26 protein-coding genes are annotated in these 23800 nt (G+C 39.4%); 21 read left to right on the forward strand and 5 right to left on the reverse strand.

Annotation, left to right across the window (positions count from 1 at the left end; translation table 11 throughout):
* Positions 1–58 precede the first annotated feature (58 nt).
* The 5 genes from Q0064_RS05060 to Q0064_RS05080 all read left to right on the forward strand — a co-directional run bounded on the left by Q0064_RS05060 (position 59) and on the right by Q0064_RS05080 (position 2878).
* Positions 59–295 carry a hypothetical protein gene (locus Q0064_RS05060; RefSeq protein WP_298145244.1) on the forward strand — a complete coding sequence of 79 codons (237 nt, stop codon included), beginning with the start codon at positions 59–61 and terminating at the stop codon, positions 293–295.
* Positions 296–505: 210 nt separating this feature from the next.
* Positions 506–991 (forward strand): hypothetical protein, encoded by a 486-nt coding sequence (locus tag Q0064_RS05065; protein WP_298145246.1) that lies wholly within the window; start codon positions 506–508, stop codon positions 989–991.
* A gap of 295 nt (positions 992–1286) precedes the next feature.
* Complete coding sequence (locus tag Q0064_RS05070) at positions 1287–1796, forward strand: nuclear transport factor 2 family protein (RefSeq protein WP_298145248.1); 510 nt, start codon at positions 1287–1289, stop codon at positions 1794–1796.
* A 45-nt stretch (positions 1797–1841) separates the two neighbouring features.
* Positions 1842–2270, forward strand: a complete 429-nt coding sequence (locus tag Q0064_RS05075; RefSeq protein WP_298145251.1) for a hypothetical protein — start codon at positions 1842–1844, stop codon at positions 2268–2270.
* 17 nt (positions 2271–2287) lie between these two features.
* Complete coding sequence (locus Q0064_RS05080) at positions 2288–2878, forward strand: hypothetical protein (RefSeq protein WP_094485541.1); 591 nt, start codon at positions 2288–2290, stop codon at positions 2876–2878.
* Positions 2879–3120: 242 nt separating this feature from the next.
* Here Q0064_RS05080 and feoB read toward each other — a convergent pair whose 3' ends face one another.
* The 3 genes from feoB to Q0064_RS05095 all read right to left on the reverse strand — a co-directional run bounded on the left by feoB (position 3121) and on the right by Q0064_RS05095 (position 6378).
* Positions 3121–5211 (reverse strand): ferrous iron transport protein B, encoded by a 2091-nt coding sequence (feoB, locus tag Q0064_RS05085; RefSeq protein ID WP_298145257.1) that lies wholly within the window; start codon positions 5209–5211, stop codon positions 3121–3123.
* Complete coding sequence (locus Q0064_RS05090; RefSeq protein ID WP_298145259.1) at positions 5204–5446, reverse strand: FeoA family protein; 243 nt, start codon at positions 5444–5446, stop codon at positions 5204–5206. The genes feoB and Q0064_RS05090 overlap by 8 nt, the downstream gene beginning before the upstream one ends.
* 167 nt (positions 5447–5613) lie before the next feature.
* On the reverse strand, positions 5614–6378 hold the full coding sequence (locus Q0064_RS05095; RefSeq protein ID WP_298145362.1) for a prohibitin family protein: 765 nt from the start codon (positions 6376–6378) through the stop codon (positions 5614–5616).
* A gap of 274 nt (positions 6379–6652) precedes the next feature.
* Between Q0064_RS05095 and Q0064_RS05100 the strand changes: the two genes are divergently transcribed.
* The 4 genes from Q0064_RS05100 to Q0064_RS05115 all read left to right on the forward strand — a co-directional run bounded on the left by Q0064_RS05100 (position 6653) and on the right by Q0064_RS05115 (position 9075).
* Positions 6653–7132, forward strand: coding sequence for a hypothetical protein (locus Q0064_RS05100; protein WP_298145262.1), 480 nt, complete (start codon positions 6653–6655; stop codon positions 7130–7132).
* Positions 7133–7250: 118 nt separating this feature from the next.
* Positions 7251–7577: a hypothetical protein gene (locus Q0064_RS05105; RefSeq protein ID WP_298145265.1), complete on the forward strand. Its 327-nt coding sequence runs from the start codon at positions 7251–7253 to the stop codon at positions 7575–7577.
* Positions 7578–7637: 60 nt separating this feature from the next.
* Complete coding sequence (locus Q0064_RS05110; protein ID WP_298145268.1) at positions 7638–7883, forward strand: hypothetical protein; 246 nt, start codon at positions 7638–7640, stop codon at positions 7881–7883.
* A 430-nt stretch (positions 7884–8313) separates the two neighbouring features.
* Entirely contained in the window at positions 8314–9075 is a 762-nt protein-coding gene (locus Q0064_RS05115) for a hypothetical protein (protein ID WP_298145271.1), read from the forward strand.
* 330 nt (positions 9076–9405) lie between these two features.
* Here the strand turns inward: Q0064_RS05115 and Q0064_RS05120 are convergent, their stop codons facing one another.
* Positions 9406–12177, reverse strand: coding sequence for an outer membrane beta-barrel protein (locus Q0064_RS05120; protein ID WP_298145274.1), 2772 nt, complete (start codon positions 12175–12177; stop codon positions 9406–9408).
* A gap of 92 nt (positions 12178–12269) precedes the next feature.
* On the opposite strand from Q0064_RS05120, the gene pnuC reads away from it, so the two are divergent.
* The 12 genes from pnuC to Q0064_RS05180 all read left to right on the forward strand — a co-directional run bounded on the left by pnuC (position 12270) and on the right by Q0064_RS05180 (position 22856).
* A complete protein-coding gene (gene pnuC / locus Q0064_RS05125) occupies positions 12270–12866 on the forward strand; it encodes a nicotinamide riboside transporter PnuC (RefSeq protein WP_298145277.1) in 597 nt (198 codons plus the stop codon).
* Positions 12824–14920: a DUF4301 family protein gene (locus Q0064_RS05130; RefSeq protein ID WP_298145281.1), complete on the forward strand. Its 2097-nt coding sequence runs from the start codon at positions 12824–12826 to the stop codon at positions 14918–14920. Before pnuC ends, Q0064_RS05130 begins: the two co-directional genes overlap by 43 nt.
* On the forward strand, positions 14917–15318 hold the full coding sequence (arfB, locus tag Q0064_RS05135) for an alternative ribosome rescue aminoacyl-tRNA hydrolase ArfB (protein ID WP_298145284.1): 402 nt from the start codon (positions 14917–14919) through the stop codon (positions 15316–15318). Before Q0064_RS05130 ends, arfB begins: the two co-directional genes overlap by 4 nt.
* A gap of 387 nt (positions 15319–15705) precedes the next feature.
* On the forward strand, positions 15706–17910 hold the full coding sequence (locus tag Q0064_RS05140) for a TonB-dependent receptor (RefSeq protein WP_298145289.1): 2205 nt from the start codon (positions 15706–15708) through the stop codon (positions 17908–17910).
* A 502-nt stretch (positions 17911–18412) separates the two neighbouring features.
* The gene (locus Q0064_RS05145; RefSeq protein WP_298145291.1) at positions 18413–18586 is read left to right on the forward strand and encodes a hypothetical protein; all 174 of its coding nucleotides are present in this window, start codon (positions 18413–18415) and stop codon (positions 18584–18586) included.
* A 58-nt stretch (positions 18587–18644) separates the two neighbouring features.
* Positions 18645–18896 (forward strand): hypothetical protein, encoded by a 252-nt coding sequence (locus tag Q0064_RS05150; RefSeq protein WP_298145294.1) that lies wholly within the window; start codon positions 18645–18647, stop codon positions 18894–18896.
* A 42-nt stretch (positions 18897–18938) separates the two neighbouring features.
* Positions 18939–19145 (forward strand): hypothetical protein, encoded by a 207-nt coding sequence (locus Q0064_RS05155; protein ID WP_298145297.1) that lies wholly within the window; start codon positions 18939–18941, stop codon positions 19143–19145.
* A gap of 10 nt (positions 19146–19155) precedes the next feature.
* The gene (locus tag Q0064_RS05160) at positions 19156–19569 is read left to right on the forward strand and encodes a hypothetical protein (RefSeq protein ID WP_298145300.1); all 414 of its coding nucleotides are present in this window, start codon (positions 19156–19158) and stop codon (positions 19567–19569) included.
* 171 nt (positions 19570–19740) lie between these two features.
* On the forward strand, positions 19741–20799 hold the full coding sequence (locus tag Q0064_RS05165; RefSeq protein WP_298145302.1) for a hypothetical protein: 1059 nt from the start codon (positions 19741–19743) through the stop codon (positions 20797–20799).
* Between the two features lie 418 nt (positions 20800–21217).
* Positions 21218–21601 (forward strand): hypothetical protein, encoded by a 384-nt coding sequence (locus tag Q0064_RS05170; protein WP_298145305.1) that lies wholly within the window; start codon positions 21218–21220, stop codon positions 21599–21601.
* A 455-nt stretch (positions 21602–22056) separates the two neighbouring features.
* Positions 22057–22347 (forward strand): hypothetical protein, encoded by a 291-nt coding sequence (locus Q0064_RS05175; RefSeq protein WP_298145308.1) that lies wholly within the window; start codon positions 22057–22059, stop codon positions 22345–22347.
* Between the two features lie 5 nt (positions 22348–22352).
* Entirely contained in the window at positions 22353–22856 is a 504-nt protein-coding gene (locus tag Q0064_RS05180; RefSeq protein ID WP_298145311.1) for a hypothetical protein, read from the forward strand.
* A gap of 298 nt (positions 22857–23154) precedes the next feature.
* Here Q0064_RS05180 and Q0064_RS05185 read toward each other — a convergent pair whose 3' ends face one another.
* Positions 23155–23577 carry a hypothetical protein gene (locus Q0064_RS05185; protein WP_298145314.1) on the reverse strand — a complete coding sequence of 141 codons (423 nt, stop codon included), beginning with the start codon at positions 23575–23577 and terminating at the stop codon, positions 23155–23157.
* Positions 23578–23800 lie beyond the last annotated feature (223 nt).

The raw sequence follows: 23800 nt of genomic DNA on the forward strand, positions 1-23800 counted from the left end.
GTTATCAAAGCTGCTTTTATTCTTTTATCTTTGGGTAATTATAACCTAGTTAACAGTCATGTACACTACTTTTCACTTGGCATCGGCAGAAGATTTAACTACTGACATTCTAGACGCAATAAAAGTTGCCTACAAATCAAAGGCAATTACTATCATAGTTGAGGAAAACACAAGTGCTGTTGAACTTACCGCCGACATGAAAGCGGTTTTAGACACACGTTTAGAAGAAGATGAAAGCACCTATCTATCGGCCGAAGAGTCGGTAAATGAGCTGGTGAAAAAGTATGGCTTATAGGATTCTTGTTTCGCCACGTGCTCAAAAAGAAATTGAAAATGAAACGTTTATTTTTCCGAAGATAAGAACGCAATAACGCTTAGCTGTAGTAGATTTGTATTTGACGTTTTTTGATTACGAAAATGTAAAACTTATCCTTGAAGATAGATTTCCGCTGCGCTAAGGAAATTTTGACTTTAACCAAATTAAGACTGGCAAAGTAAAAAGCTAATGAAAACGATTGCAATCGTCCTTTTAATATTTGTAAATGGGTGCTTTGAAAAGCAGCGTTCTAATGACTGCTTAGTTGAGAGAAAATTTTCAAAGATTTATTTAAGGAATTACGTATCAAAACCTATTGCTAGTTTTAAACCCGTTGATTCTTTTTTAGAAAAGAAAATTCAAGAGAAGCTGTACAAATTTGATTGCATCTCATCTTATGAACCAATTAAATACTATTACAGCCAATCTGATTTTATAATTGTTAGCCGAAATACAAAATCTCAAAATTCAGGAATTTTAATCGTTTCTCGTAATTCGATTGTAAAATTTATAGAATTACAATCTCTTAACAACATTAATTTTAAAGGAATAAGTAAAAGCGAATATTCTTTAAAAATCATATTTACTCGAAATAATTTCTATGAGGAGATTATTTTTCAGGATCAACGCGATTATATAAGTTGGAATTTTTATGAGTTTTCATCGCAGAATTAATTATTATGCTTCGAAGTTGGCCCCAATTTGCTTTTAAACTTCCGCAAGCTAGCATTGAAAATAAGCGTTTCCTAAAAATTGTTGGCACTGATTATCCCGGCAACGTCTCCTCGCAGCGCGGATAGAAGCGGAAAACCCGTAAAGCAGCGTGGGCTTATTTGGCGTGTTTTGACTGGCGACCAAAGAAGCCAAGCCAAAATGCTGCCAAATGCCTGCGATGCTGCGGATTTGCAGCGAATAGCCGCAATTGCTGCCCAAAAAATAAAAACACAGCAAAAAATGGTTAACATTGCATATGAAACTCTGGAAAATTCTCTTGCTGTGTGTGTCGTGTGCAATCGGACAAACGAACGATAGCCCGAAACAAAAAGTCGATGCCGTGCTAAACCAATGGCACGAAGCAGCCGCAACCGCCAATTGGAAACAATACGAAGCGCTTATGGGTGCCGACTTCCATTTCATTGGAACCGATGCTACCGAAAATTGGGATCGACAAGCGTTTGCCGACTTCGCAAAACCGTATTTTGATCGCGGAAAAGGCTGGAAATACACACCACTCGAACGAAACATTTATTTCAACAAACAAAAAAACATGGCGTGGTTCGACGAACTGCTCGACTCTAACCTGGGCGTTTGCCGCGGATCCGGAATCCTTATTCTAACCAAAGGAAAATGGCTGTTCTCCCAGTATGTACTGTCGATGACCGTACCAAACGATCATGCCGATACTGTCGTTAAACTCAAACAAGACGACGACTCTTTATTTAAAACCAAACTAAATAAGGCGCCGGTAAATCCAAAATAGAACTACACTCGTAAATAATCGTATCGCACCATAAAGCATACGATTATGAGAACAAATGTCAAAAGAATTTTAGTAGCAGCAGGCTCCATTTTTATGCTGCTATTTGTGATTTTGGTAGTACACATTGCTACTGCTAAACCCGTTACCATTGAACTCGCCACTTGGCAGGTAAGTCGTTTCGACTTCAAACAACCTATCGACTCGAGCACAGCAAAGAAAATCGAATACGATTTGTCGGCCATTTCAGGCGTTAAAGGCGATGTGCTTGTGAAAAATAATGTTGTAGTTTTCTTTCACGACAACACGCAAACCAGTAATCAAAAGGTGTACGAAGCCTTTACTGCAAAAGGTTACAAAGACGTTAGCATCTTTAAAGTTCCGGCCGAATTAGCCAGTAAAAAAGTTTGTCCGGCGATGAAACAAGATGGTTTTGCCTACCATTTCTCAAAAGGTATCCAACGAATTTTTAATTAACTTAAATAACTTGAACTATGAAAAGAAATCTGAAATTCTTAGCCTTGCTGCTATTGAGCGGCGCTCCTTTGTTTGTGTCTTGTAACGACGACGACAACAATGATCCACCAGCAGAAGCCAGCATTTACGACCGTTTAGGTGGCGAAGCTATGGTACAAGACCCAGACGCAGCGAACGGCGTTATGATTGAGTCGGGCCGTCTTGCCTACCGAAAAGTAGTGGGTAGAACTGTGCAACTTATTGTAGCCGACATTCAGGCGGGGGCTCAAGGAAACTTGGCAGAACACTTCGCTCCCTTATTAGCTGAAGTTGGTGCTGGAAACACCACCAATTTGGCCGTTTTACAAGATAATCTAGTGGATTTCTTTTCCTTCAATACCGGAGGAACAAATCCGGTAAACACGTATTCGGGATTGGATATGGTCGCTGCACACAATCCGGCACAAAACCCGCGTATGGGAACTACATCTTCGAATGCCGATTACGACAAATTCGTAGGTTATGTAGGAGCTGCCGCTATTGAAAACGGCGTACCTGCAAACTCTGATTTGTTTAACGACGTGGTTGCGGTTTTAGAATCGCTGAGAGATCCGATCGTACAAGAATAATAACGGGTAGTAGCGTTATTTACCGACCGTCTGTTCAGCTTTTTGGACAGGCGGTTTTATTGTTTTTAACAACGACAAGTTTTTCTTATAGCTGTATTTTCCTTTTCGAGAAATGAATCAAAAATTGAAATAAGTAAATCGCTAACCGCAGCAATCTTTCCCTTTCTTTTTGGGAAAGAAAAATTTCCGCACCAAGAAAATGAGTGCTAGTAGGAGGGCGGCTATGGCAATTACTTCTTGCATCAGCTGGCTATTTCGTGAACTACAAAGGCAATACAATAAGCCAAGACCGTCATTATAGCCAATTGCATCAGAGGCCATTTCCAACTATTGGTTTCGCGTTTTGTAATTGCTAAGGTTGATACACATTGCATGGCAAAGGCATAAAAAATCAGAATCGATAATCCGGTTCCTAGATCAAAAATAGGTTTTCCGGTTTTTACATCAGTTTGGGCGCGCATTTTTTGTTTGATGGTTTCCTCATCTTCGGTTCCGCCCACGCTGTAAATGGTTGCTAAGGTTCCTACAAACACCTCGCGCGCTGCAAATGAGGTAAGTATGGCGATACCAATTTTCCAATCGTAGCCCAAAGGTTTAATGACGGGCTCAATTCCGCGACCTAAGCGCCCAATGTACGATTCTTCCAAGCGTGCAGCGGCAACGGCTTGTTCGTAAGTACCTCCGTTGGCGTATTCTTGTTCCATTGTTACGCGTGCTCCGGCTTGATCCATATTTTCACCAGGTCCGTAACTTGCCAAAAACCAGAGAATTACCGATATAGCTAAAATGATTTTACCCGCACCCATTACAAAGGCTTTGGTTTTTTCAACTACCGTAATCCCAATATTCTGCGGAAGCGGCCACTTATAATCGGGCATTTCGATAACAAAATACTGTTTGGTTTTTAGTTTGATGATCTTATTTAAAATCGTTGCTGCCACGATTGCCATTGCAAAACCGATCAGATACATGCTCATAAGTACCAAAGCTTGCATGGAGATAAAACCAAAGACGTTTTGGTTCGGGATAACTAACGAAATAATGATTGAATACACAGGTAAGCGTGCCGAGCAGGTAGTAAACGGCGTCACTAAAATTGTGATTAAACGCTCTTTCCAATTTTCGATGTTTCGAGCGGCCATGATTGCAGGAATGGCACAGGCTGTTCCCGAAATTAAGGGAACCACGCTTTTTCCGGACAGGCCGAAACGACGCATGATTCGGTCCATCAAAAAGACCACGCGGCTCATATAACCCGACTCTTCCAAAATGGAGATAAACAAAAACAAAAAGGCAATTTGCGGTATAAAAATTACGATACCGCCTATACCAGGGATAATACCATCGGTGAGTAATTCTTGAAGCATGCCGGGCGCCATGTGATTTTTTGTGTATTCTGAAAGCATGGCGAATGCCGCGTCGATCGCATCCATAGGAATACTCGACCAACTGAAAATGGCATTGAAGATAAGCAGTAAGATGGCCGCGAAGATCAAGTATCCGAAAATACGGTGCGTAAAAATACGATCGAGTTTATAGCGCCAATCGGTTGCCTGAGAAAGGTCTGTTTTCTGAGCGGATTTTAATACGTTATTGATAAACTGATAGCGTTTAATCACCTCCTTTTGTTGCAAACGTTTTAGATCTGAAGCTGTTACCGAAAGCTGCTGCGGGTCGGGTGCTTGGTCGTTTAATTTGTAATGTTCCGAGGCCAAAAACAACCAACTTTCGTACACATTTCGGTTAGGAGCGGATTGTTCGACACTTTTAAAAAAGTTCTCATCTACAGTTCGAATATCAATGATCGGGTTTCGAGAAAGTGTATTACGCTGCGCAATTAGCGTTTTTAATTCTTTGATACCTGTGTTCTTGCGACTTGAGATCAACGCAATTTTGGTGTCGAGTGCGGTTTCAAGTGCTGGAATATCTAGTGAAATCCCGCGTTTTTGCATCCGGTCGGCCATATTAATTGCAAGAATTACCGGGAGTTTCAGATCTTTTATTTGTGTGAATAGCAGTAAGTTGCGTTTCAGATTTTCAACTTCGGTAACGACAACGATAAGGTCGGGATAATCTTTATCGGCGGGGTTCAGTAGTAAATCGGTTACCACACTTTCATCTATACTACTGGCGTTCAGCGAATAAGTTCCGGGTAAATCGAGCACAGCCACTTTTTGTCCATCGGCTAACTGCGTATAGCCCAACTTGCGATCAACGGTCACGCCGGGATAATTTCCGGTTTGTTGATTTAAGCCAGTGAGTTTATTGAAAAGCGAGGTTTTACCCGTATTTGGGTTGCCAATTAGAGCTACTTTCAAATGATTTTTACTCATGGCTTAAGGGAGTTACTTCGGCTACTTCAATTTGTGCAGCCAACTCTTTTCGAATTGCCACGTAACTGCCTGAAATTTCGAATAAATACGGATCGCCCAGCGGCGCAATTTGAATCAGTTTAACCTCTGCTCCAGCAATCAATCCCATTTCGATCAACTTTAATGGAATGGCATCTGGGTTGAAATCAACAACGATAGCGGCATGCGACAGAGGTAGGTTTTGCAGAGTTGGCAATGTTATTTAGAATTAGAAAAAACAAAATTAAGGATTAATAGGCGAGAAACTTTTAAAAATATCTTAAGAAGCCAGTAACGGCAGTTGTAATGCAAAACTGCGTACTGGCTTCAATTAAAAAGCATTTGATCGCTATTGTTCTTTCTTAGTAAAGGATCCGACGTTCATTAATCGATGAGCATCGGCGTTTTTCCGTCGGTGATAATGATTTTGCTGTTTTGTGACTTCGAAAGTTCTTGAAATGCTTCAATTGAACGCAGGCGAATAATGTCGTTGTTCAAACCTTCTGAAAGAATTTTTTGCGAATCGCGCGTGCCTTTTGCTTCGATGATTTTTCTTTCGGCTTCTAGTTTCTCTTGTTGCAGAACGAATTCCATGCGCATCGCATCTTGTTCCGCTTGCAGTTTACGCTCAACGGATTTTGCTAAACCGTCGGGCAGCTGAATGCTCTTCATCAATACGGATTCGATTACGATACCTTGTTTGTTTAGTATTTCGGCCATTTTTGTTTTAATCTGCTCTTCAATATTAGCGCGCATACCCGAATGCATATCCTTTGCAAAGAAGTTTGAGCTCACGTCGGCCGCTGCGGAGCGAAATACATTTGAAATGATGTTTTCGTACCCTAAACCATAGGTACGGATAATTGTTGGCACCTTTTCTTGTTCGAGACGATACAAGATGGAAACCTGTGTTAGAATGCTTAATCCTTCTTTACTTGGTAAACTCAGATTCAGTTCTAAATCGTTTGTTTGCACGGATGCTTTGATAACTTTACTGGTGAAGGGGTTGAAGAAAACCGGTCCTTGAGATGTCACTTCATCAGATAGCTTTCCCAGTTTTTGCCGAACACCCACTTCTCCGGGTCTAACGACAGCACAATTAGTAAATAGTACTGCGCTCAAAAATGAAATTGTAATGGTTCGTATCATGGCGATGTTGTTTTTCCCAAAGATTGCTCTTAAACATTTAAATAATAGCCAACTAACTCCTAATTTTTTGATAATAAAATCAGAAATTAACAGTTTCATACGATTGATTTTTAGTTAGTTTTAACAAATGGGAAAAAATTGGATTCAAGATTCAAACAACAACTACTTTTTTGACAGAATTTGCCGGTGTTGGTTTCAGCAAATTGTAAAGGTATATAGTTTGGATTTTGTGTAAAGCTTAAACAACTAACGAATCCGAAATCCAAAGACACAAATGAGAAAGAGCACCAAGACGCAAGTAATATTAGGCTGTTTTACCGCTTTAATAATTTGTTGTGTAGTTATTAAGTATGTGAGAAATTCAGCTATTAATGGGCGTTGGAAAGTGGTTAGTGCATGTATTTTATTAACGTCTTTTGTTGAGGAGAAAGAGAGTTTTTACCAAAGTTGTTCAGGAAAAATCTTAACAATAACTGATGGAAAAGGATCGTTTGAAGACGCAAGCTGCTTAGATACTACATCATTCAATTTTGTTGAAACGGACAAGAATTTTATTGAGCAGATTGCGATTAACAACAGCGAGCGTTTTGATGGTTGTGTAAAGTCGTTACAAAAGAATAAGCTTGCTAAAAAGATGAAAATCTACTCTGCGGTCTTGGATGCAGATCCAAAAAGACCTTTATACTTGATCCTGCTTTCAAAAAACGACCTAATTCTCTATCAAGATCCGTATTTCATTCAACTAAGAAAATAAATGAGTCTCCTTTCGTAGATGTTTTAACTTCAAAAAAAAGCCAGTTGAAAAAAGGTAGTTAACTTAGTGCAACAGATAAACAAGACAAGAATACCAGTATCAAAACAACAACAATTAGATGAAGCAAAAGACTTTTTCAATAGCTGCCTTGATTTTGTTTTCCTTTTTAAATAGTTCCTGCAAAAATGAGTTGAATTCAAATGCTCGCGATAAGAACGAAAATAAAGTAGAAACAGTAAAAAATGTGGAGTCTATTGGCATACACAATATTGATTCTCTTTTAAATAGCTCAAAAGTTAAGTTAGAAAGTAAAAATTGGATTAAAGTTGAAAATTCGATTATTAACGACGAATACTCAGAGTGGTTAGAATCAACATTTTTCTATTCAAAACAGGAATGGGTCAAAATTAGCTTTGGTGATTCCGAAGGAAAGAACATAAATTAGTTAGAAAGTAATTGTCAATCATTACTAGATAATTTTGGTTTCACATTAGGCGATCGTCTTATGGATATCATATTGAACAAAAATGTAGCATTGAACTTCGATGATTATGGAGTTTTTGTTCTTGAAGTTAGTAATTTAACTTTAAAATTTGATTGTGAGGAAGCAGTTAGTGATGAGCTGTTTGAAAAGCTAATAGCAGTAAAAGAGACTCAAAATAGGAGCATCTTTCCCAAGGAACTAGAAAACTGTAAATTAAAATCTTTCCTAATCTTCAAGGAAGCAACAGAACAGAATTTTAAGAATTAGGTTTAAAGAAGCCCATTGTAGATAAAGAAAAGATATGAATTGCGTTCTTTAAATTTATTCGTCGGCTCGATGAACGATAGTATGCGCTAAAAAAGGAAAATTGTATGTCAAAATATATTTACGGTTGTGTCGTCGCAATTTTAATGTTACAAACCTACTGGGTTAAATGAATAGAAGATGGTATTGAAGAGTTAATTTCAGAGATTGTAGAGGCTCATCCGATAAACTTTATAGCAAACTGTCCTATTCCCCAAAAATCCACCTAGTAGCTAAGTTAGATTTTTTAACTTTAAACATCTAAATTATGCGTATGACACGTAGTAAATTTACGGACAAGTTTAAGGCCCAAGTTGCTATAAATTCGATACGGGTTGCCGCCAGTTAAACAATATTTTTGGGTAAGAATAAGCTACTTAAAGCAGGTATCGGCATGAAATTAATTATCTTTTTGATCGTAATGTATTCGCAGCGTGTTTTAGCACAGGATATTTTTTGTGGATACGATCAATTACATTCCTCGAAAACCCATGTCGGCTTTTCAAACATCAAACTGAATAAAAAGATTACTAACGAGTACGATTCGACGGATATATACTCAGATTCGAACGTAGTGCATTTAAACCGGAAATACAAAATCAAGCACAAATATCCTTCATTGACGGCAAAACTGATTACTGATGATATTTGGTGCGATTCTATCGAGGTATTACAGCATAAGTTCTGCCTTCAAAGTATTGTTTCAGATTCTCTTTTGACAGATACCGAGATCAAAAAAGCGGTAAAAGTGAAATTCTCAAAATCAACTTTTTTAATTTTAGAAGGTTCGTACGACCGAGAAAAAAAACTAAACTTTAGTAAGAGATGGGTTTTGGTTTTTGATATTTCCAACAGAAGGGAACCGCGATTAATTAAAAATCCACCCACGGGCTCTACCGTCTTTGCATTTTCTTCTACTTATTTCGGCGATTTCGACAACAACAACCTGCTCGATTTTGTGTTTTTTGATTCCAATAAACTAAGGTTATTTACTATAAAAGAGGGGCGCTTTGTTGAATCTGGATTTTTCATTGAAATAGATATGGAAAGGCAGATGAAAATAATTAATTATTCGTGGATAACTAACAAATTGCCAGATTGTACTGTCGAGACTCTTACAAAACGCACAAATAAAATGTCGACCTTTTACAAGTAGGAAGAACTTTTTACTTTAAATGAATCCACGAATCCTCTCACCTATCGTGCAGAGGTAAAATCTGTGTTAAAAACTACAGTAGCGATTTTTTGAAAACGACCCCCCGCAGCCCCGATAGCAGTGGAAAGCCCGTAAAGAACAGATGCCTGTTTTGGCTGCGCTATGTTGGCGACTAAAAGAAGCCACAAATAGGGCATTGCCAAAACGGCATTTGTACTGCGGACTTGTAACGAAAAGCGGGAAATGCTGCCCAAAAAAATCAGCGCATTTCAAAAACGACGATTACGTTATTTTCGCAACATCAAACGCAAAAACTAAAGCGTTTGCCGATTAATGAATAAAAATCATACCGCCGTCGTCTTTTTTATCGCCAAACGATTTTAGGTTATACGTGAGCGAAAACATCACATAACGCCGAAGTACGGTGTTTTCCGAGTCGATAATTGCCGTTGGCGTAATCGTGCGTCGAGCATTTAAGTTTTGGTCGAGTAAGTCGTACACTTTTACCTTCGCGATAAGCTGTTTCTTCCAAAATTCGTAACCTAAACTTACATTCATCAAATAAAAGTCTTTTCGGAAACCATCGGCAATATTCGAATTGTAATTGTACGATAAATCGATTCCACCAATGACATTTTTGGGCACGTAGCTGGTAAATTGCAGCTGTGCACGGTGTGTGAAATTATTTGCTTCGTCGATAATATAGTTGGTGTAATTGTTTAAGAACATCGTGTAGTTGTACGAAGGCATGATGTCGATTACTTTATCTATCGTATACGAAAGATTTACACGCGGTGAAATCCGGTAACTTTCATTGGTAAAATCCACCGCATTGGTGAGTCCGCGCGAGAAATTACCGCTCATACTTAGAGCCGTTGTCCATTTAAAGGTTCTTGTTCCTTTTTTGTAGCTCTTGCTGTAATTTCCGCCGAAGTAAAAATTGTACGTATCTCCGACATTCTCATAGGTTGTTACGGCTTTAAAACTGTCGTCGAAAACCGTACTCGAAACAATGGAGTTGGTAGAGTACGTAAATCCGCTGTACGTGAATAAACCTGCTCGTTGTGCCCAGTCGTAGTTGTTAAAAGAGAGGTACAACGAGTGCTGGTACGTTGGGTCGAGGGCGCTGTTTCCGATGAACGTATTTAACGGATCCGACAAGTTTTCGACGGGCAGAATTTGTTGTGCCTGTGGTAATTGTACGTCGTAATCGTAATTTACATACAAGCTCTTCTTTTCCGAAAATTGATAACTTAAATACGCATTAGCATCTGGGAATACGTAATTTTTGTCCAATTCGGTATTGATACCTAAGTAATCTGATTCGTTATTGAAGTTTACAAATTCGGCACCAACGTTTGCAGCAAAATTGACTTTTTTGCTGTTCCATTGAATGCCTGTTGTTGGCCGAATTTTCTGCGTATTGCTGCGAATATCGTTGGATTGGGCTGCATTTAAATTATCGAAATTGCCCGAACCGGCATCAAAATCGAAGGTTTCTAAAACAGATTTCGAATTCAAATGTTCATAACGTACACCTAAGACATATCGGGTCGAATCGGTCAGTTTCGCGTTGAACTCCGATTGAATATTAAAATTGTTGTTTTTCGAATTATCGAATTGCCGCTGATTTCGGACGTCATCCGGACGGTCCACGAAAGTAGTTGCCGAAGCAGTTTGCGTAAGATTGTTGTTGCGCGAGTTGTTTAAACTTGCGTCAACGGTAAGTCCTTGTTTGCGTTTGAAACTTTTGTAATACGTGAAATTTCCAGTAAATTGGTCGTTTTCCGTTCGCGAATCGTTATCAAATTCGCTGCTGTTTAAGACATCGCCTGCTTCGTTTCTCGTAGTTTGATTTCGATTACTGTAGTTTTTTGCTAGCGACTTTGTTAACGAAGGTGAAAAGAAAATAGTAGCGGTGCTATCAATTTTATACTCGAATTCTGAATTAAAATTATGGCCGTTTGAGAATGCACGTGTCTTTCCTATCGATTCGGTCAGAGTGGTTCCTGTAGGTAAAAAGTTTATCGTACTATTTCGATTATCGTTTCTCGTTTCAGTATTCGACAAGAAATAAGAAGCTTGATTATCAATTTTACCCAACCACTTATCTTGGTAGTTCACTCCAACCATACTCGACTGCGTAATACCTGTGTCGGCACCACCAAAGCGCAAGTTGTTGATTCCAAAACTTCCGTTATCGTTGTAATACACAGATCTGCTGCGGCCGCCACCCATGTTGTCGAAAATCTCGTTCATCGAAAACCCGATCGAATTAATATTATTCGACGAGGCTAAAACGCTCACCTTCCTATCGCCTTTAAATCGGTTGTACAACAAGCTCGACTCGTAGCGTTCGCTGCTGCCGTAGCCTGCGGTTACTTTGCCAAATTGTCCTTTATTATTTTCTTCAGCTATGGTTAAATTAATGGTTTTGTTTTCGCTACTCGCTGCTTCGCCCGAAAGTTCTTCGGATTTCGTTTTAGTATCCGTAACCTGAACTTTTTCTATGATTTCGGCCGGTAAATTCTGTGTGGCAATAGTACCGTCTTTCCCAAAAAACGGCTTCCCATTTACTAAAATGTTGTTTACTTCTTTTCCGTTTACTGTAATTTTTCCTTCTTCATCAATTTCAACTCCCGGCAATTGCTTTAAAAGCGCTGCAACATTGGCATCCGGACCGGTTTTAAACGATGCGGCGTTAAATTCCAAAGTGTCTTTTTTGATTAAAATTGGCGGTGCCGAACCCTTTAAAACCACTTCTTGTAGTTCGTTTGCAGCTTCTTCCAATTCCACTACACCTAAGTCGTAATCGGTTTCCGTTCCTTCAAAAAGCTTGCTTTGCGTTTCATAACCCACAAATGAAGCGTTCACAGAGAAAGCGCTGTTTGGCTTCTTTATGTTCATCAAAAATCCGCCTGAATTATTGGTAATCGTGTAATCGAGCATCGTCGAATCTTTTACGACGCTCACGAAGATGGTTGCCGATGAAACAGGCAATTTTGTTTTTTTATCGATAACTTTACCTTTTATTTCTATTTTTTGTTGCGCGTGAATCATAGTACACACGAATAAAAAAATAACGTAAAGAAGATTTTTCATAGCGAGTTTTAAATTTGGGACGAAAATAAAAAGTTTAGGAATACTAACGCAGAAAACAGAAGCATGTTGCAGAGCCAATTATGTTAAATTTTATGACCAAGCCCATTTTTGATTTAACGCTTGAAGCGCTGGCTTTTATTTTCGGAATTTTAAGTGTCTGGTACGCGCGAAAAGAAGACATAAAGGTATATCCAACCGGAATCATAGCTACTGCTATAACTACATATCTGCTCTATAAAGCAGCCTACTACGGAGATATGCTTGTAAATGCCTATTTTACCATTATGAGTATTTATGGTTGGTTGGTTTGGAACAGAAAGCAACAGCAGCTCGTTAACATCATAGGAAAAGCAAACTTGCGAGATAAAATCATTGCTATAGTTTTGTTTGTTTTAACCCTATTTTTTGTGCGATTAGCGTACTATTTGTTTAACACCGCGCTGGCCACTGAAAATTATTTTGATATTTTGGCATCAGCCATCTTTTTTTCGGCGATGTACTTCATGGCGCACAAAAAAATTGAAAACTGGCAACTTTGGATTGTCGGCAATTTCATCGTAATTCCGCTGTATTTTTACAGAGAGCTTTATTTTTTAGGCGTACAATATGTAATCTTTAATTACCTTGCCGTTCGCGCATTTTATGAATGGAAGCAAAAACTAACAAAAACAACCGATTCACCGGTCTGAAAATTGTCGTTTTCGGACCAGAATCTTCCGGTAAAACAACTTTGGCACAACAACTTGCAGCCAGATACAATGCTGCGGTTGTTCCTGAATTCGCCCGAGAGTATCTTACCAACAAATTAAAATCCACCCAGCAAAATTGTACTTTCGACGACATCTTGCCCATCGCAAAAGGGCAGATGCAAAGCGAGAACGAAGCCGAACAATCGGCTGCCAACATCATTTTTTACGATACAAATCCGCTGTTAACTGCTGCCTATTCCGAATGTCATTACAATAAAATCCCTGAAGAATTAGAAAACGAAATACCAGCGCTTTCGTACGATTTGTATTTGCTCACTGAGCCTGATATTCCTTGGGAGGCCGACTCAATTCGGCAACACCAAAACCAACGCCAAGACGAGTTTCGAGTATTCAAAAAGTTTCTCAAAAAACGAAATTTACCTTACGCGCGAATTAAAGGTTCTGCGAAAGAACGATTTGATGCCGCGTGTACGCACGTAGATAATCTGCTTACGCTTCTGCAGCAACAGTTTAAAGCCACCGACTATTTGTGGGTACTCAAGCATCAACTATCCATTCCCAACCTCCTTAAACACATCAGCATTGTAAACAACGGAATCGCGCCACTTCAATTAGCCGCTACAGCCACACCAACAAACGGAATTCTGGTTTTGGAACAAGAACAACACGACGAACTGGTGCAGATTTTTGATGAAGAAAAGGAAAATTATACGCTCGCTAAATTTGTTCCCGCCTCCGGAGCCGCTAGTCGAATGTTTAAATTCTTGCTCGATTTCCTCGAAAATTATGCGCCCGACCAAGACACAATAAATGCATACATCAACAAACACCAAGCAAAAGATCTAGCGGTTTTTTTAGTAGGCATCGAAAAGTTCCCGTTTTATCAGGAAGTAATTGCCGAGCTGAAAAGAAATTATTCCAATTACGACCGTTGGAACAAAGATTTGAAAGATTATTATTTTATCAAATTCTTGCTTTCATCCCGACATTTCAACTACGCTTCCAAACCAAAAGCCGTACTGCCGTTTCATCGAACAGAAGCTGGCGTTAAAACTCCTATCGACGCTCACTTAGAGGAAGCCTTAGCTTATATCGAAACCAAGCACAATGCGCACGTACATTTTACGATAAGCCCCGAATTTCAAGCCGACTTCCAAAGCATAGTCGAAGCTTTTCCCAACACAACTGCGTCAAAAATCGAGGTGAGTTACTCCGTGCAAGAATCGGCAACCGACACCATTGCAGTGGCCAACACAGGATTGCCCTATTACGATAAGAAAAATCATCTGGTTTGCCGCCCATGCGGACACGGAGCTTTGTTGCAAAACCTTAATCGCATAAAAGCCGATATCATTTTTATAAAGAATATCGACAATGTTTCCGATAGAACCTTAACATCGATAAGCTTCTACAAGAAGATGCTCGCCGGAAAACTCATTCAAATTCAAAAACGTGTATTCGAAATTCTCCAACAGTTGGAAGCAGGTGTCGATTTACAACTCAGCAATTGGATAGAATTCGCTCAAAACGACCTAAATATTTCGGCATCCGCAACCGTTCTTTCGGCCGATGCCAATTTCAAAAAAGCCTGGCTCTTCGAAAAATTAAACCGCCCCATTCGGGTGTGTGGCATGGTTAAAAACGAAGGCGAACCCGGCGGCGGTCCGTTTTGGGTGCTCGACAAACATCAGCAAAAGAGCTTGCAAATTGTCGAATCGGCACAAATTAATCTGAACGATCCACAACAAAAAGCCATATTCGACGGAAGTACACATTTCAATCCGGTCGATTTAGTTTGTGCCGTGAAAGACTTTAAAGGCAACGCGTTCGATTTACACAAATTTGTCGATCCAGATAGCGGTTTTATCGTCGAAAAATCGAAGGACGGACAATCGTTTAAAGCCTATGAACTTCCAGGATTATGGAACGGTTCCATGGCCGATTGGATTACGGTTTTCGTAGAAGTACCGCTTCAAACGTTTAATCCGGTAAAAACGGTAAACGATTTGCTAAAACCGGCACATCAGCCATGAACACCGAGCAAATTCTTACCGAAATACAAATGCAAACCGCCCGCAGTTCCGGCGCTGGTGGGCAAAACGTCAATAAAGTCGAAACCAAAATTTTGATCCGTTGGTCGGTAGTTAACACCCAAGCATTTGAACCCTTCGAAAAAGAATTACTCCTAAAAAATCTTCAGACAAGCTTAACGCAAACCGGCGATTTACTCGTTACCGAATCTTCGGCACGGACGCAACCCGCCAACAAAAAACTCGCTGTAGCTAAGCTCTTTAAACTAATTCAAAAAGCCCTGCATGTGCCCAAAGAGCGCAAAGCTACTAAGGTGCCCAACAAGGCCATTCGAGCACGCATTCAAGCCAAAAAAATGCTGTCGGAACGAAAATTCTTGCGCAAACGCCCCGATTTTTAATACATTTGCGCCGTCTCAAAAGGGGTGCTCTAAATAAGTGAGTTCGACAAAAAATTAAAGTTAGAAAACATTTAAATAGTTGATTGCGAGGCGTGTTTTCTTTGGGATACTGTTGTATCGCAAAAAAACACAACGAAGCAAGCGGCTGTTTAAATGTTTAGCTACCAAAATTTGAGCAACTTAGCTCTTGCAAAAAAGAGCGGTCTAACAACAATTTTTTGTCGAACTCACTGTACAAACGAGCTGAGATCATACCCAATGAACCTGAGCAGGTAATGCTGCTAAGGGAATGAGCGATAACCGGCCTCGTGCCGCTCGGTCGCAAAAACCAACAAGTAATTATTAATCAGAATAATTACCCCTTTTTATTCGTAATTTTTTTTACGGATGAAAAAATCATCATTTTCTTTTTTTGGGCGCGCCCACAAGGGTCGGGCTTTACGCTCCAATTTATTTGGCTTACTGACGTCGCCAAATAAGATTTCCGCTGCAATCCCTCGCGCAGCAATCGTTACCGTTTTATGTCTGCCAAGCGCTTTCGCGCAAACGCAACAAGACAGCACGAAGGTCGAAACACTCAGCGAAGTTCTCGTCTCGGGCGTACGTGCCGGAAAAGATGCTCCGCTGGCGTTCTCCAACCTCAAAACAACCGAATTAGCAACTCGAAATCTCGGACAAGACATTCCGATCTTGCTCAATTTCTTGCCTTCGGTTGTTACTACTTCCGACGCCGGAAACGGTTTCGGATACACCGGAATTCGCGTTCGGGGCTCCGATGCAACACGCGTTAACGTTACCATTAACGGTATTCCGTACAACGATTCCGAAAGCCACGGTACGTTTTGGGTAAACTTACCCGATTTCGTTTCCTCTACCGAAAGTTTGCAGCTGCAACGCGGTGTCGGAAGCTCTACCAACGGTGCCGGTGCCTTCGGCGCAAGCCTAAACCTGCAAACCGATAAAATTCGCGAAACCGCTTTTGCCGAAATCGATAATGCAGTAGGAAGCTTCAATTCGCGAAAGCACACACTAAAATTCGGTTCCGGATTACTCAATAACAAATTCGAAATCTCGGGTCGTATTTCCGATTTGAGTTCCGACGGCTACATCGATCGGGCGTTTTCCGACCTGCGATCGTATTTCTTTCAGGCGGCGTATCGCTCTGAGAAAACAACGGTAAAAGCACTCGTTTTCGGGGGTCGCGAGCAAACCTACCAAGCGTGGTACGGTATCGATGCCGAAACCTTGCGTACCAACCGAACGTTCAATTTCGCCGGACTTTACACCGATGCAAACGGAAATCCGCAATTTTACAGCAACGAAACCGATAATTACGGACAAGATCACTATCAGTTGCATCTTACGCACCGCTTTATAGCGCATTGGAGTGCTACTGCTGCTTTACACCTAACGCAAGGAAAAGGCTATTTTGAAAACTATATTTCAGGAGCTACGCCTGCAGATTACGGTCTTACTTCGGCAGCCGAAACCACCGATTTAATTCGTCAGAAATGGCTCGACAACGATTTTTTCGGTGCCACGTACAGCTTGAAATATCTGAAAGATAAAATAGATTTTGTGTACGGCGGTGCGGTAAATCGCTATAACGGACTTCATTTTGGCGAAGTGTTGTACACACGTGAGGCCACTAGTTTAGAGCCGGATAGTCGCTATTACCAACAAGACGCACGAAAAGACGAAGTAAATCAGTTTGCCAAACTCAATTTCCGCGCCAGCGATAAATGGCTTTTCTATGCCGATATGCAATGGCGCTACATCAATTATTTCGCCGAAGCACTCACACCAGCCGACGTAAACGACAGTTTTTCGTTTTTTAATCCAAAAATGGGTGTTACGTACTTTTTAAAACCTAACCATTCGTTGTACGCATCGTATGCAAAGGCACAACGCGAACCCAACCGTACCGACTACGAAACGGGAAGCGTACGACCAGAGAAGCTAAACGACTTTGAATTTGGGTATCGTTTTCAAGGTTCGAAAGTGTCGTTTCAAGTAAACGGTTACGCCATGCTATACCGCGATCAGTTGGTGCTTACCGGCGCTCTCGACGATGTGGGCAATGCCATTCGAACCAACGTTGGAAAAAGTCACCGTCTGGGAATCGAGCTTGATGCTAACGTACAGCTGACTAAAAAACTCAGTTGGGCACCCAATGCCACGTTTAGCCGAAACCGCAATCAAGATTTTGTTACCGATGTTAACGGCGTTCCAACGGCACTAGGCGAAACCGAAATTGCATTCTCTCCGGAGTGGATTGCAGGAAATGTAATTACTTGGAATGCATTTAAGAATTTCTCGGCTGCGCTGTTGTCTAAGTACGTCGGACGCCAGAATTTATCAAACCTCAACGACGCCAATGCCCGATTAAATGCCTATCACCAGCACGACTTAAACTTAAGTTATACGCTGATTCCGAAAGCCTATGCCAAACAGTTGCGTTTTTCGCTTTTGGTAAACAATATTCTCGACCGTAAAATTGTTTCAAACGGTGCCGATTTTGGCGGTGGTTATGTCGTGTATTATCCGCAGGCCGGAATTAATGTTCTGGCCGGATTAAACATTCAGTTATAAATAGAACGTCCGATTAACTAATCGGACGTTTTTTTTAGTTGTAAACCCAAGTCAATCGCGGATTGATCGTAAAACTCCATTTTTCTTCAGATGAATTTTCCAAGCTCCAAAAATTGATTTCGGATGGGAAATTATCCAACGAACGAGATTGTTTATATTTACTACTAGGATCTGAAATTTCAGGTTACTATTTGAAAATTAAAGTAGACTATCAGCTAAACTTGAAAATTTATTCTGAATAAAAATGAGAGCACTACATATAATTATGCTTATCTTATTTAGCTCGACGCATTATGGACAATCTAAAAGGGCTATTTATCTTCTATTTGAGAATGGAAAACATGATGTTTGTCATATTTCACCCTTTAGAGATGGTCGTAATTCGAAGAAAGTTCTATACCAACAAAGAGTAACCGAATCATTTTTTGTTTATGCTAATACATATTTTAAAATCAAAAGTGGCTCGATTTTACAGTATAAATCAAAACAGGAAGTTGAAAAAATGCAGATAGCTACAATTGACGAATTTTGGCAAGAATTTAGAGCAGCACCTGGAAACAGAAACTATCTAACAAATCCAAATCTTATTTTTGACGGCATTTATATCCTTACATTGGTAGAAAACAAACGATATATAGTTTATCAGGTCGAATGGATGGAAATGTTTAACGAATAATCACGATTATGATAATGCGTTTGTGCGCAGATTCTCTGGCTTAAAACCTATTCTGAATTTGGACTGGGATATAGATGATTTGGTCGCTTGTAGTGCCAACAGTTGTTTGGGCGGCAAAACAACTTACACTATTTACGATAGCTTTGTTAATATACAAATTAACTCACAAATGATTTCAAGTGCGTCAAAACTTTTTATTGCGAATACAATGTTACACGAGCTAATTCATGCTGAAGTTATCCGTTTATTAGTAAGTGAAGGAGACGATAATTTTATTCCAGACGGTGAAAGTAATTTTCCGTCTTGGTAGAATGCTTTTGTTGACAATCAAAGGAATGGAGAACACGAATATATGGCTCAATTCTATGTTACCAAGATGACCGGCGCGCTTACGCAATATTGCAATAATGCTAATATAGTTGCTTCAAACGAACTCATCACAGCAGTTTGTTGGGCAGGATTACACAACACTACAGTCTGGAATGAATTACCAGAGGCTACAAAAGTTCATTATAGAAGTTTAATTGCCAGTCAACTAACAAATAGCAACTGTAATTAATGCCGAAACCATGAAGATTAAAGCCTATTTGATTTTGTTTTTATTTATCATTAATCACTTGACCGCTCAGCGCCGCATCATGTTTAATGAGCCGCCAGTTGACGGCGTTATTTTTACGCAATCATATTTTGGCGCAAAGTCCAAAGCATTTACTCCGACAAAAACGACAATTCAGAAAATAGAACTTTTTTTAAGAAATTCGAAAATTGACTTTTCAAAGTATAAACGGCAATATGCTGGATTTACATTCAATAATCAAAAATATGTCGAAGTAACACTATTGCCAAATGAAGTTATAAAACACCATAAAGATTGGCGGTTAAACTATGTTTTAACGCAAGATGATAATCGAATTTATACAGTTCGTTACTATTTGACTACTAAAGAAATGCAGTTGTTTAGACAATCTGGCGGGTTTCCTTAGATAAATTTATTGCAGCCTGAGATTCTCCTATTCCCAAAAGTTCCATACATAACCAAGCTGAATTCAACCTTGCGCCACGTCATGCTTGGGCACGAACCGTTCTATTATTTATTGTCTAAGCGGTTTTTACGCCGAAACAAGAGATTCCATCATGCAGTTTAAGTTTATCGAATGGCGGTAAACGACAGCATTGCCAAGCCCGAAATTGTGGCCCCCTGTGATGAAGAAGAGCCACCTACAGGTGTTGTAACTCCTGTAAACGATTGCCAGACAAACTTTGCTGCAACGTATCCACAAGGCACACCCGAACGCGACTTTTTAAACCATCATCCCGAGATGGAAGTTGCTCTGGACGGCATGTTGTTCCGAGCTACAGATTGTGAAGAAGCAACTGAGTTTGCTAATAATATAATTAAATCGAGTTTAGAAACTGGATTATACATAAACGCTGAAATATCAGCAAAATCACCAATGAATGTAGATCTTTCAAACATCAGCCTTGATACTCTTGAAGGGGCGCGATTTGTTTGTATTTACAACAAACTACTTGAAAGTCCCGCATTTAAAAACCTATTTGTAAATACGTTCGGATCTTTTCAGAATAGACGTAACGCAGTTTTTAAAGTAGAAGATAACTTATTTGGTAATGGACAATGTAAATTAGGCAATGGTCCGCTCATTAATAACGAACAAACATTTATTAACGAAATCAAAATCAGCAAATCGTTTTTAGGAGAAAATATCACTTCCAATATAAATGTTACCAAAACAATTCTGCACGAATGCATACATGCATTTTTGAACAGTAAAAAAATTAATTGTGGGAACGGTGCAACTATCGAGAATTTAAACAATAAAACACTGGAAGAATTGATAACTTTGTTCTATAGTGACTTCAATTGTCACATTACAGTAAATGGTACTGAGCAAAGTCAGCACGCATTTATGTTTGATTATTTGATTCTTACGTTCTCGTCAATTTTGAGCGAAATTAGCTCTTCAGTCTTAAGTCAATCAGATGAACTTTTACTTTTAAATGAAACTTATTTCGATCTAGAAACCAACACCATTAAGCTTTTTGTTTGGAATGATATTTTTAAATATGCTAGTATGCCAGGTCTTACACAAACCGACACTTTTCAGTTTAATATTGTTGGTAATCCGATTGAGTACAATAAATATACTTTTTATTCGAGCCGTGCATTAATGTGCTCTAAAACTTGTAACTAATGAATCGATATTTTTTAATAATTCTAGGGATATGCCAGCTCACTATTGCCCAAGTTAGCAGAGATACTGCCTACTTTTATTACAATCCTAAAGTTCAGCTTGATTCTTCAAAAGTGTTTCACGCTGAAAAAAACTACAACAAGCTACGTATCTATGGTACGAGAGGTGATAGTCTAGACCTTCTTATCAAAAAGAACAAAGCAGTTTTTGTTAAGTCGAATAAACCTCGATTTTGGATACCCATACGCAGTAATTTTAGCTATAATCTCAGTTTTCTTTTCTGTTTTCTTTCCACAAAACCCATGGTACTTGTAAGCCCATACCACGAGAAGTTTAAGTACACTATTGTAGATACTATGGAGTACTTTGGTTTATCAGAATGACTTGTGGCGCCCAACTAATAAAAACATAAATTTACATGAAGACATTTTTAATGCTTCTCTTGTTTAGCTGTAACATAGCAAAAGCACAGCATTCAACCGACACCATTTATTTTGAATACAACGCTGCCGAAGAATTGACTCGAAGTGTAATTCACTCGAAAAAAGGCAGTGAAAATCGATTTACGATAAAAAGCAACACCATCATCGACAGTATCGTTTTTGTTGCCAAAGAAAAGCAGCGCGGCACTAAGAAAGTTAAGCCAAAAAATACCGACTTTCTTTCTACAAAGCTGCTAACAGATTTTGGAGCACTTTTTTGTACAATCTCCACGAAAAGAATAGTGATTCTCGTAAAGAAAAGAAACAAATACGATCAATTTATTGTAAATGAAATTCTTACATTTGGAAATGCTGAATAAAGTAAAGCCAAAGCTGTAGGGAATTTTCAGTTAAGGCAACAAAAACGTTCTACCGTACTACAAGCGGCATTCAATTAACAAACGCTCATTGCAAGTACATGAAAAGCCTGAGAAAAGTACTTCTGTTACTATTCGTCGTTATTAACAGCAACAACGTACTTGCGCAACACCTAATAACATCTAAAGAGAATGACGTTGATGTTGTAATCTTTACAAAATCATACTTCGGTTCGAAATCTCAAACGTTCACGCCGGCGATTGAAAATATTCGAGAGATCGAATCATAGATTAAAAACTCTAAATTTCATCTCTCAAAATACAAACGAAAGGACGCAGGTTTCAGCTTTAATAAGAAGTGGTATTGAGATTCCTTATATTGCGGGACAAACAGTTAGAGGTGACGGTACAGAGTTATGCGACAAGTACTTCTGTTTAAATGCTAAAGCTTTGAATGAATGAAAAAAGTATTTGGCACAGATGATGGGGCTAACGGCACGCCGATAAACGGAAATCATTCAAGCTATTTTCCCACAAATGCCGCAAATGACAATAGCTTACGACTTGATTTTATAACGAACAAACGGGGTATTTTTTCCTCCGTATCAACCCCAGAGCGCGATCTTTACAACGCCTCAGAGCATGCTGATTTATTAATTTCAAATGGAACTATCGTCCCGGGATATTGTATAACAGGTTGCCGTTTGGATATTCCTTTATCACGAATCGACATCTGGATTTTAAATTAGGACTTATGAAACAGTTTACTTTACTAATAATGCTGACTTTAGCAAGTCTAGTTAGTGCGCAAAAATATGAATTCCAGCATGATACAATCGTTGTAAAAACATACACTTTCCATTATACACGAATAATTTTTTCAAAGGAAAGGAGTCTAGTTGGGGAAAAGTTTTTTACAGCGAATGCTGAAATTGCGCCCCAAGTAGCCGATAAAATAGCTGCGTGCCAAAAATTACAACACAGTGATTATTCAGGTGCTTGGATTATACATTTAAACTACGAACAGCTTGCAGATTCTCATATTTCTGAAGGAGAAGTACTGTACGCAGCTGTTTTCAAGGCAGACAAAGAACGAATTGAAAAGAATCTTCCCACGTATCTGTACAGATGTAAAATTAAAGTAAACCATTATTACGACATTGAGTATTTCTTAAGCCAGCCAAAACGAACTTTGGAAGAAATGGGACAGTACGCATTTAATGTTACTGTAAAAGATGCCTGTTTAAAATTGTATTAAAGAATTAGATTTTGCAAGTCACGAGATGAATTCTTCGTTTTGCAAATAAATTGCGCTATAAATTGTTAGTATTAGCTTTTAAATCAAGAAGATGAAAAGTTTTTTATGCGCATGAGGTCTAGTTTTGTTTTTTTGGCAACGATTGCCCTAGCCGCGATAGCAGTGGAAAGCGTGCGCAGCGGAGGCCGTTTGAGCTGCGGTGTAAAAGAGCGACCAACGGAAGCTACTTTTGCGCCTTCAGCGAAACGGGCGCCGCAAGCACACTTGCAACGGATAGCGCGATTAGCTTCAAAAGAAATTAATTGTAAACCCGAATCAATCGCGGATTGATAACTTGCACACGATACGGTTTTAACGTGTATTCGCCCTCGGTACCAACGCCTGTGAAAAGGCTGTATTCGAAATCGTCGCACGGACATACCGCATTAATACCGTTGATGGTTAATTGCGAGCAGGTTGTGGGAAACTGGTTTGGGCACAAGGCATCCCAAGCACGGTAATCGGTATCAGAAACTTTCATCACGATTAATGTTACACCCGATCCGTTGTCGGGAATGAGCTGCGGATTAATGTTTGAAGTTAAACCACTAAATGAAGGCAAGTTTAGATTTAATTCAATAGAAAAATTGTATTCGGGTAGGTATGGATTGCGAAATCGCACGTTGTCGGATTCGCAACCTAAAAGCATTAAGGCACAAATGCCAAGGACAAATTTTTTCATAGTTTTCATACGTCCGCAAAGATACGTGATGTAAAAACGCAAGAATTAAAAATTTATTTTTTGACATCTTTATACGTACGCCTAGCCTTTAGTTCTGCAAAATTTTTTAGTAGCACTTGAAAATTTGCTATATTTGTGAAGAGAAATCCCGCCCTGCGGGATTTTTTCTGTTTTTATAGCCGCAGGCAAAAACTTACAAAACCAATAACAAGTTTCAGATTTG

It is taken from the genome of Flavobacterium sp. (assembly GCF_027490375.1).
Classification (GTDB): Bacteria; Bacteroidota; Bacteroidia; order Flavobacteriales; family Flavobacteriaceae; genus Flavobacterium.

Bases quoted from the DNA above. Each gene is read 5' to 3' on its own strand.
- Q0064_RS05060 (WP_298145244.1), top strand. From the start codon at position 59: ATGTACACTACTTTTCACTTGGCATCGGCAGAAGATTTAACTACTGAC.
- Q0064_RS05065 (WP_298145246.1), top strand. From the start codon at position 506: ATGAAAACGATTGCAATCGTCCTTTTAATATTTGTAAATGGGTGCTTT.
- Q0064_RS05070 (WP_298145248.1), top strand. From the start codon at position 1,287: ATGAAACTCTGGAAAATTCTCTTGCTGTGTGTGTCGTGTGCAATCGGA.
- Q0064_RS05075 (WP_298145251.1), top strand. From the start codon at position 1,842: ATGAGAACAAATGTCAAAAGAATTTTAGTAGCAGCAGGCTCCATTTTT.
- Q0064_RS05080 (WP_094485541.1), top strand. From the start codon at position 2,288: ATGAAAAGAAATCTGAAATTCTTAGCCTTGCTGCTATTGAGCGGCGCT.
- feoB (WP_298145257.1), bottom strand. From the start codon at position 5,211: ATGAGTAAAAATCATTTGAAAGTAGCTCTAATTGGCAACCCAAATACG.
- Q0064_RS05095 (WP_298145362.1), bottom strand. From the start codon at position 6,378: ATGATACGAACCATTACAATTTCATTTTTGAGCGCAGTACTATTTACT.
- Q0064_RS05100 (WP_298145262.1), top strand. From the start codon at position 6,653: ATGAGAAAGAGCACCAAGACGCAAGTAATATTAGGCTGTTTTACCGCT.
- Q0064_RS05105 (WP_298145265.1), top strand. From the start codon at position 7,251: ATGAAGCAAAAGACTTTTTCAATAGCTGCCTTGATTTTGTTTTCCTTT.
- Q0064_RS05110 (WP_298145268.1), top strand. From the start codon at position 7,638: ATGGATATCATATTGAACAAAAATGTAGCATTGAACTTCGATGATTAT.
- Q0064_RS05115 (WP_298145271.1), top strand. From the start codon at position 8,314: ATGAAATTAATTATCTTTTTGATCGTAATGTATTCGCAGCGTGTTTTA.
- Q0064_RS05120 (WP_298145274.1), bottom strand. From the start codon at position 12,177: ATGAAAAATCTTCTTTACGTTATTTTTTTATTCGTGTGTACTATGATT.
- pnuC (WP_298145277.1), top strand. From the start codon at position 12,270: ATGACCAAGCCCATTTTTGATTTAACGCTTGAAGCGCTGGCTTTTATT.
- Q0064_RS05130 (WP_298145281.1), top strand. From the start codon at position 12,824: ATGGAAGCAAAAACTAACAAAAACAACCGATTCACCGGTCTGAAAATT.
- arfB (WP_298145284.1), top strand. From the start codon at position 14,917: ATGAACACCGAGCAAATTCTTACCGAAATACAAATGCAAACCGCCCGC.
- Q0064_RS05140 (WP_298145289.1), top strand. From the start codon at position 15,706: ATGAAAAAATCATCATTTTCTTTTTTTGGGCGCGCCCACAAGGGTCGG.
- Q0064_RS05145 (WP_298145291.1), top strand. From the start codon at position 18,413: ATGCAGATAGCTACAATTGACGAATTTTGGCAAGAATTTAGAGCAGCA.
- Q0064_RS05155 (WP_298145297.1), top strand. From the start codon at position 18,939: ATGGCTCAATTCTATGTTACCAAGATGACCGGCGCGCTTACGCAATAT.
- Q0064_RS05160 (WP_298145300.1), top strand. From the start codon at position 19,156: ATGAAGATTAAAGCCTATTTGATTTTGTTTTTATTTATCATTAATCAC.
- Q0064_RS05165 (WP_298145302.1), top strand. From the start codon at position 19,741: ATGGCGGTAAACGACAGCATTGCCAAGCCCGAAATTGTGGCCCCCTGT.
- Q0064_RS05170 (WP_298145305.1), top strand. From the start codon at position 21,218: ATGAAGACATTTTTAATGCTTCTCTTGTTTAGCTGTAACATAGCAAAA.
- Q0064_RS05175 (WP_298145308.1), top strand. From the start codon at position 22,057: ATGAAAAAAGTATTTGGCACAGATGATGGGGCTAACGGCACGCCGATA.
- Q0064_RS05180 (WP_298145311.1), top strand. From the start codon at position 22,353: ATGAAACAGTTTACTTTACTAATAATGCTGACTTTAGCAAGTCTAGTT.
- Q0064_RS05185 (WP_298145314.1), bottom strand. From the start codon at position 23,577: ATGAAAAAATTTGTCCTTGGCATTTGTGCCTTAATGCTTTTAGGTTGC.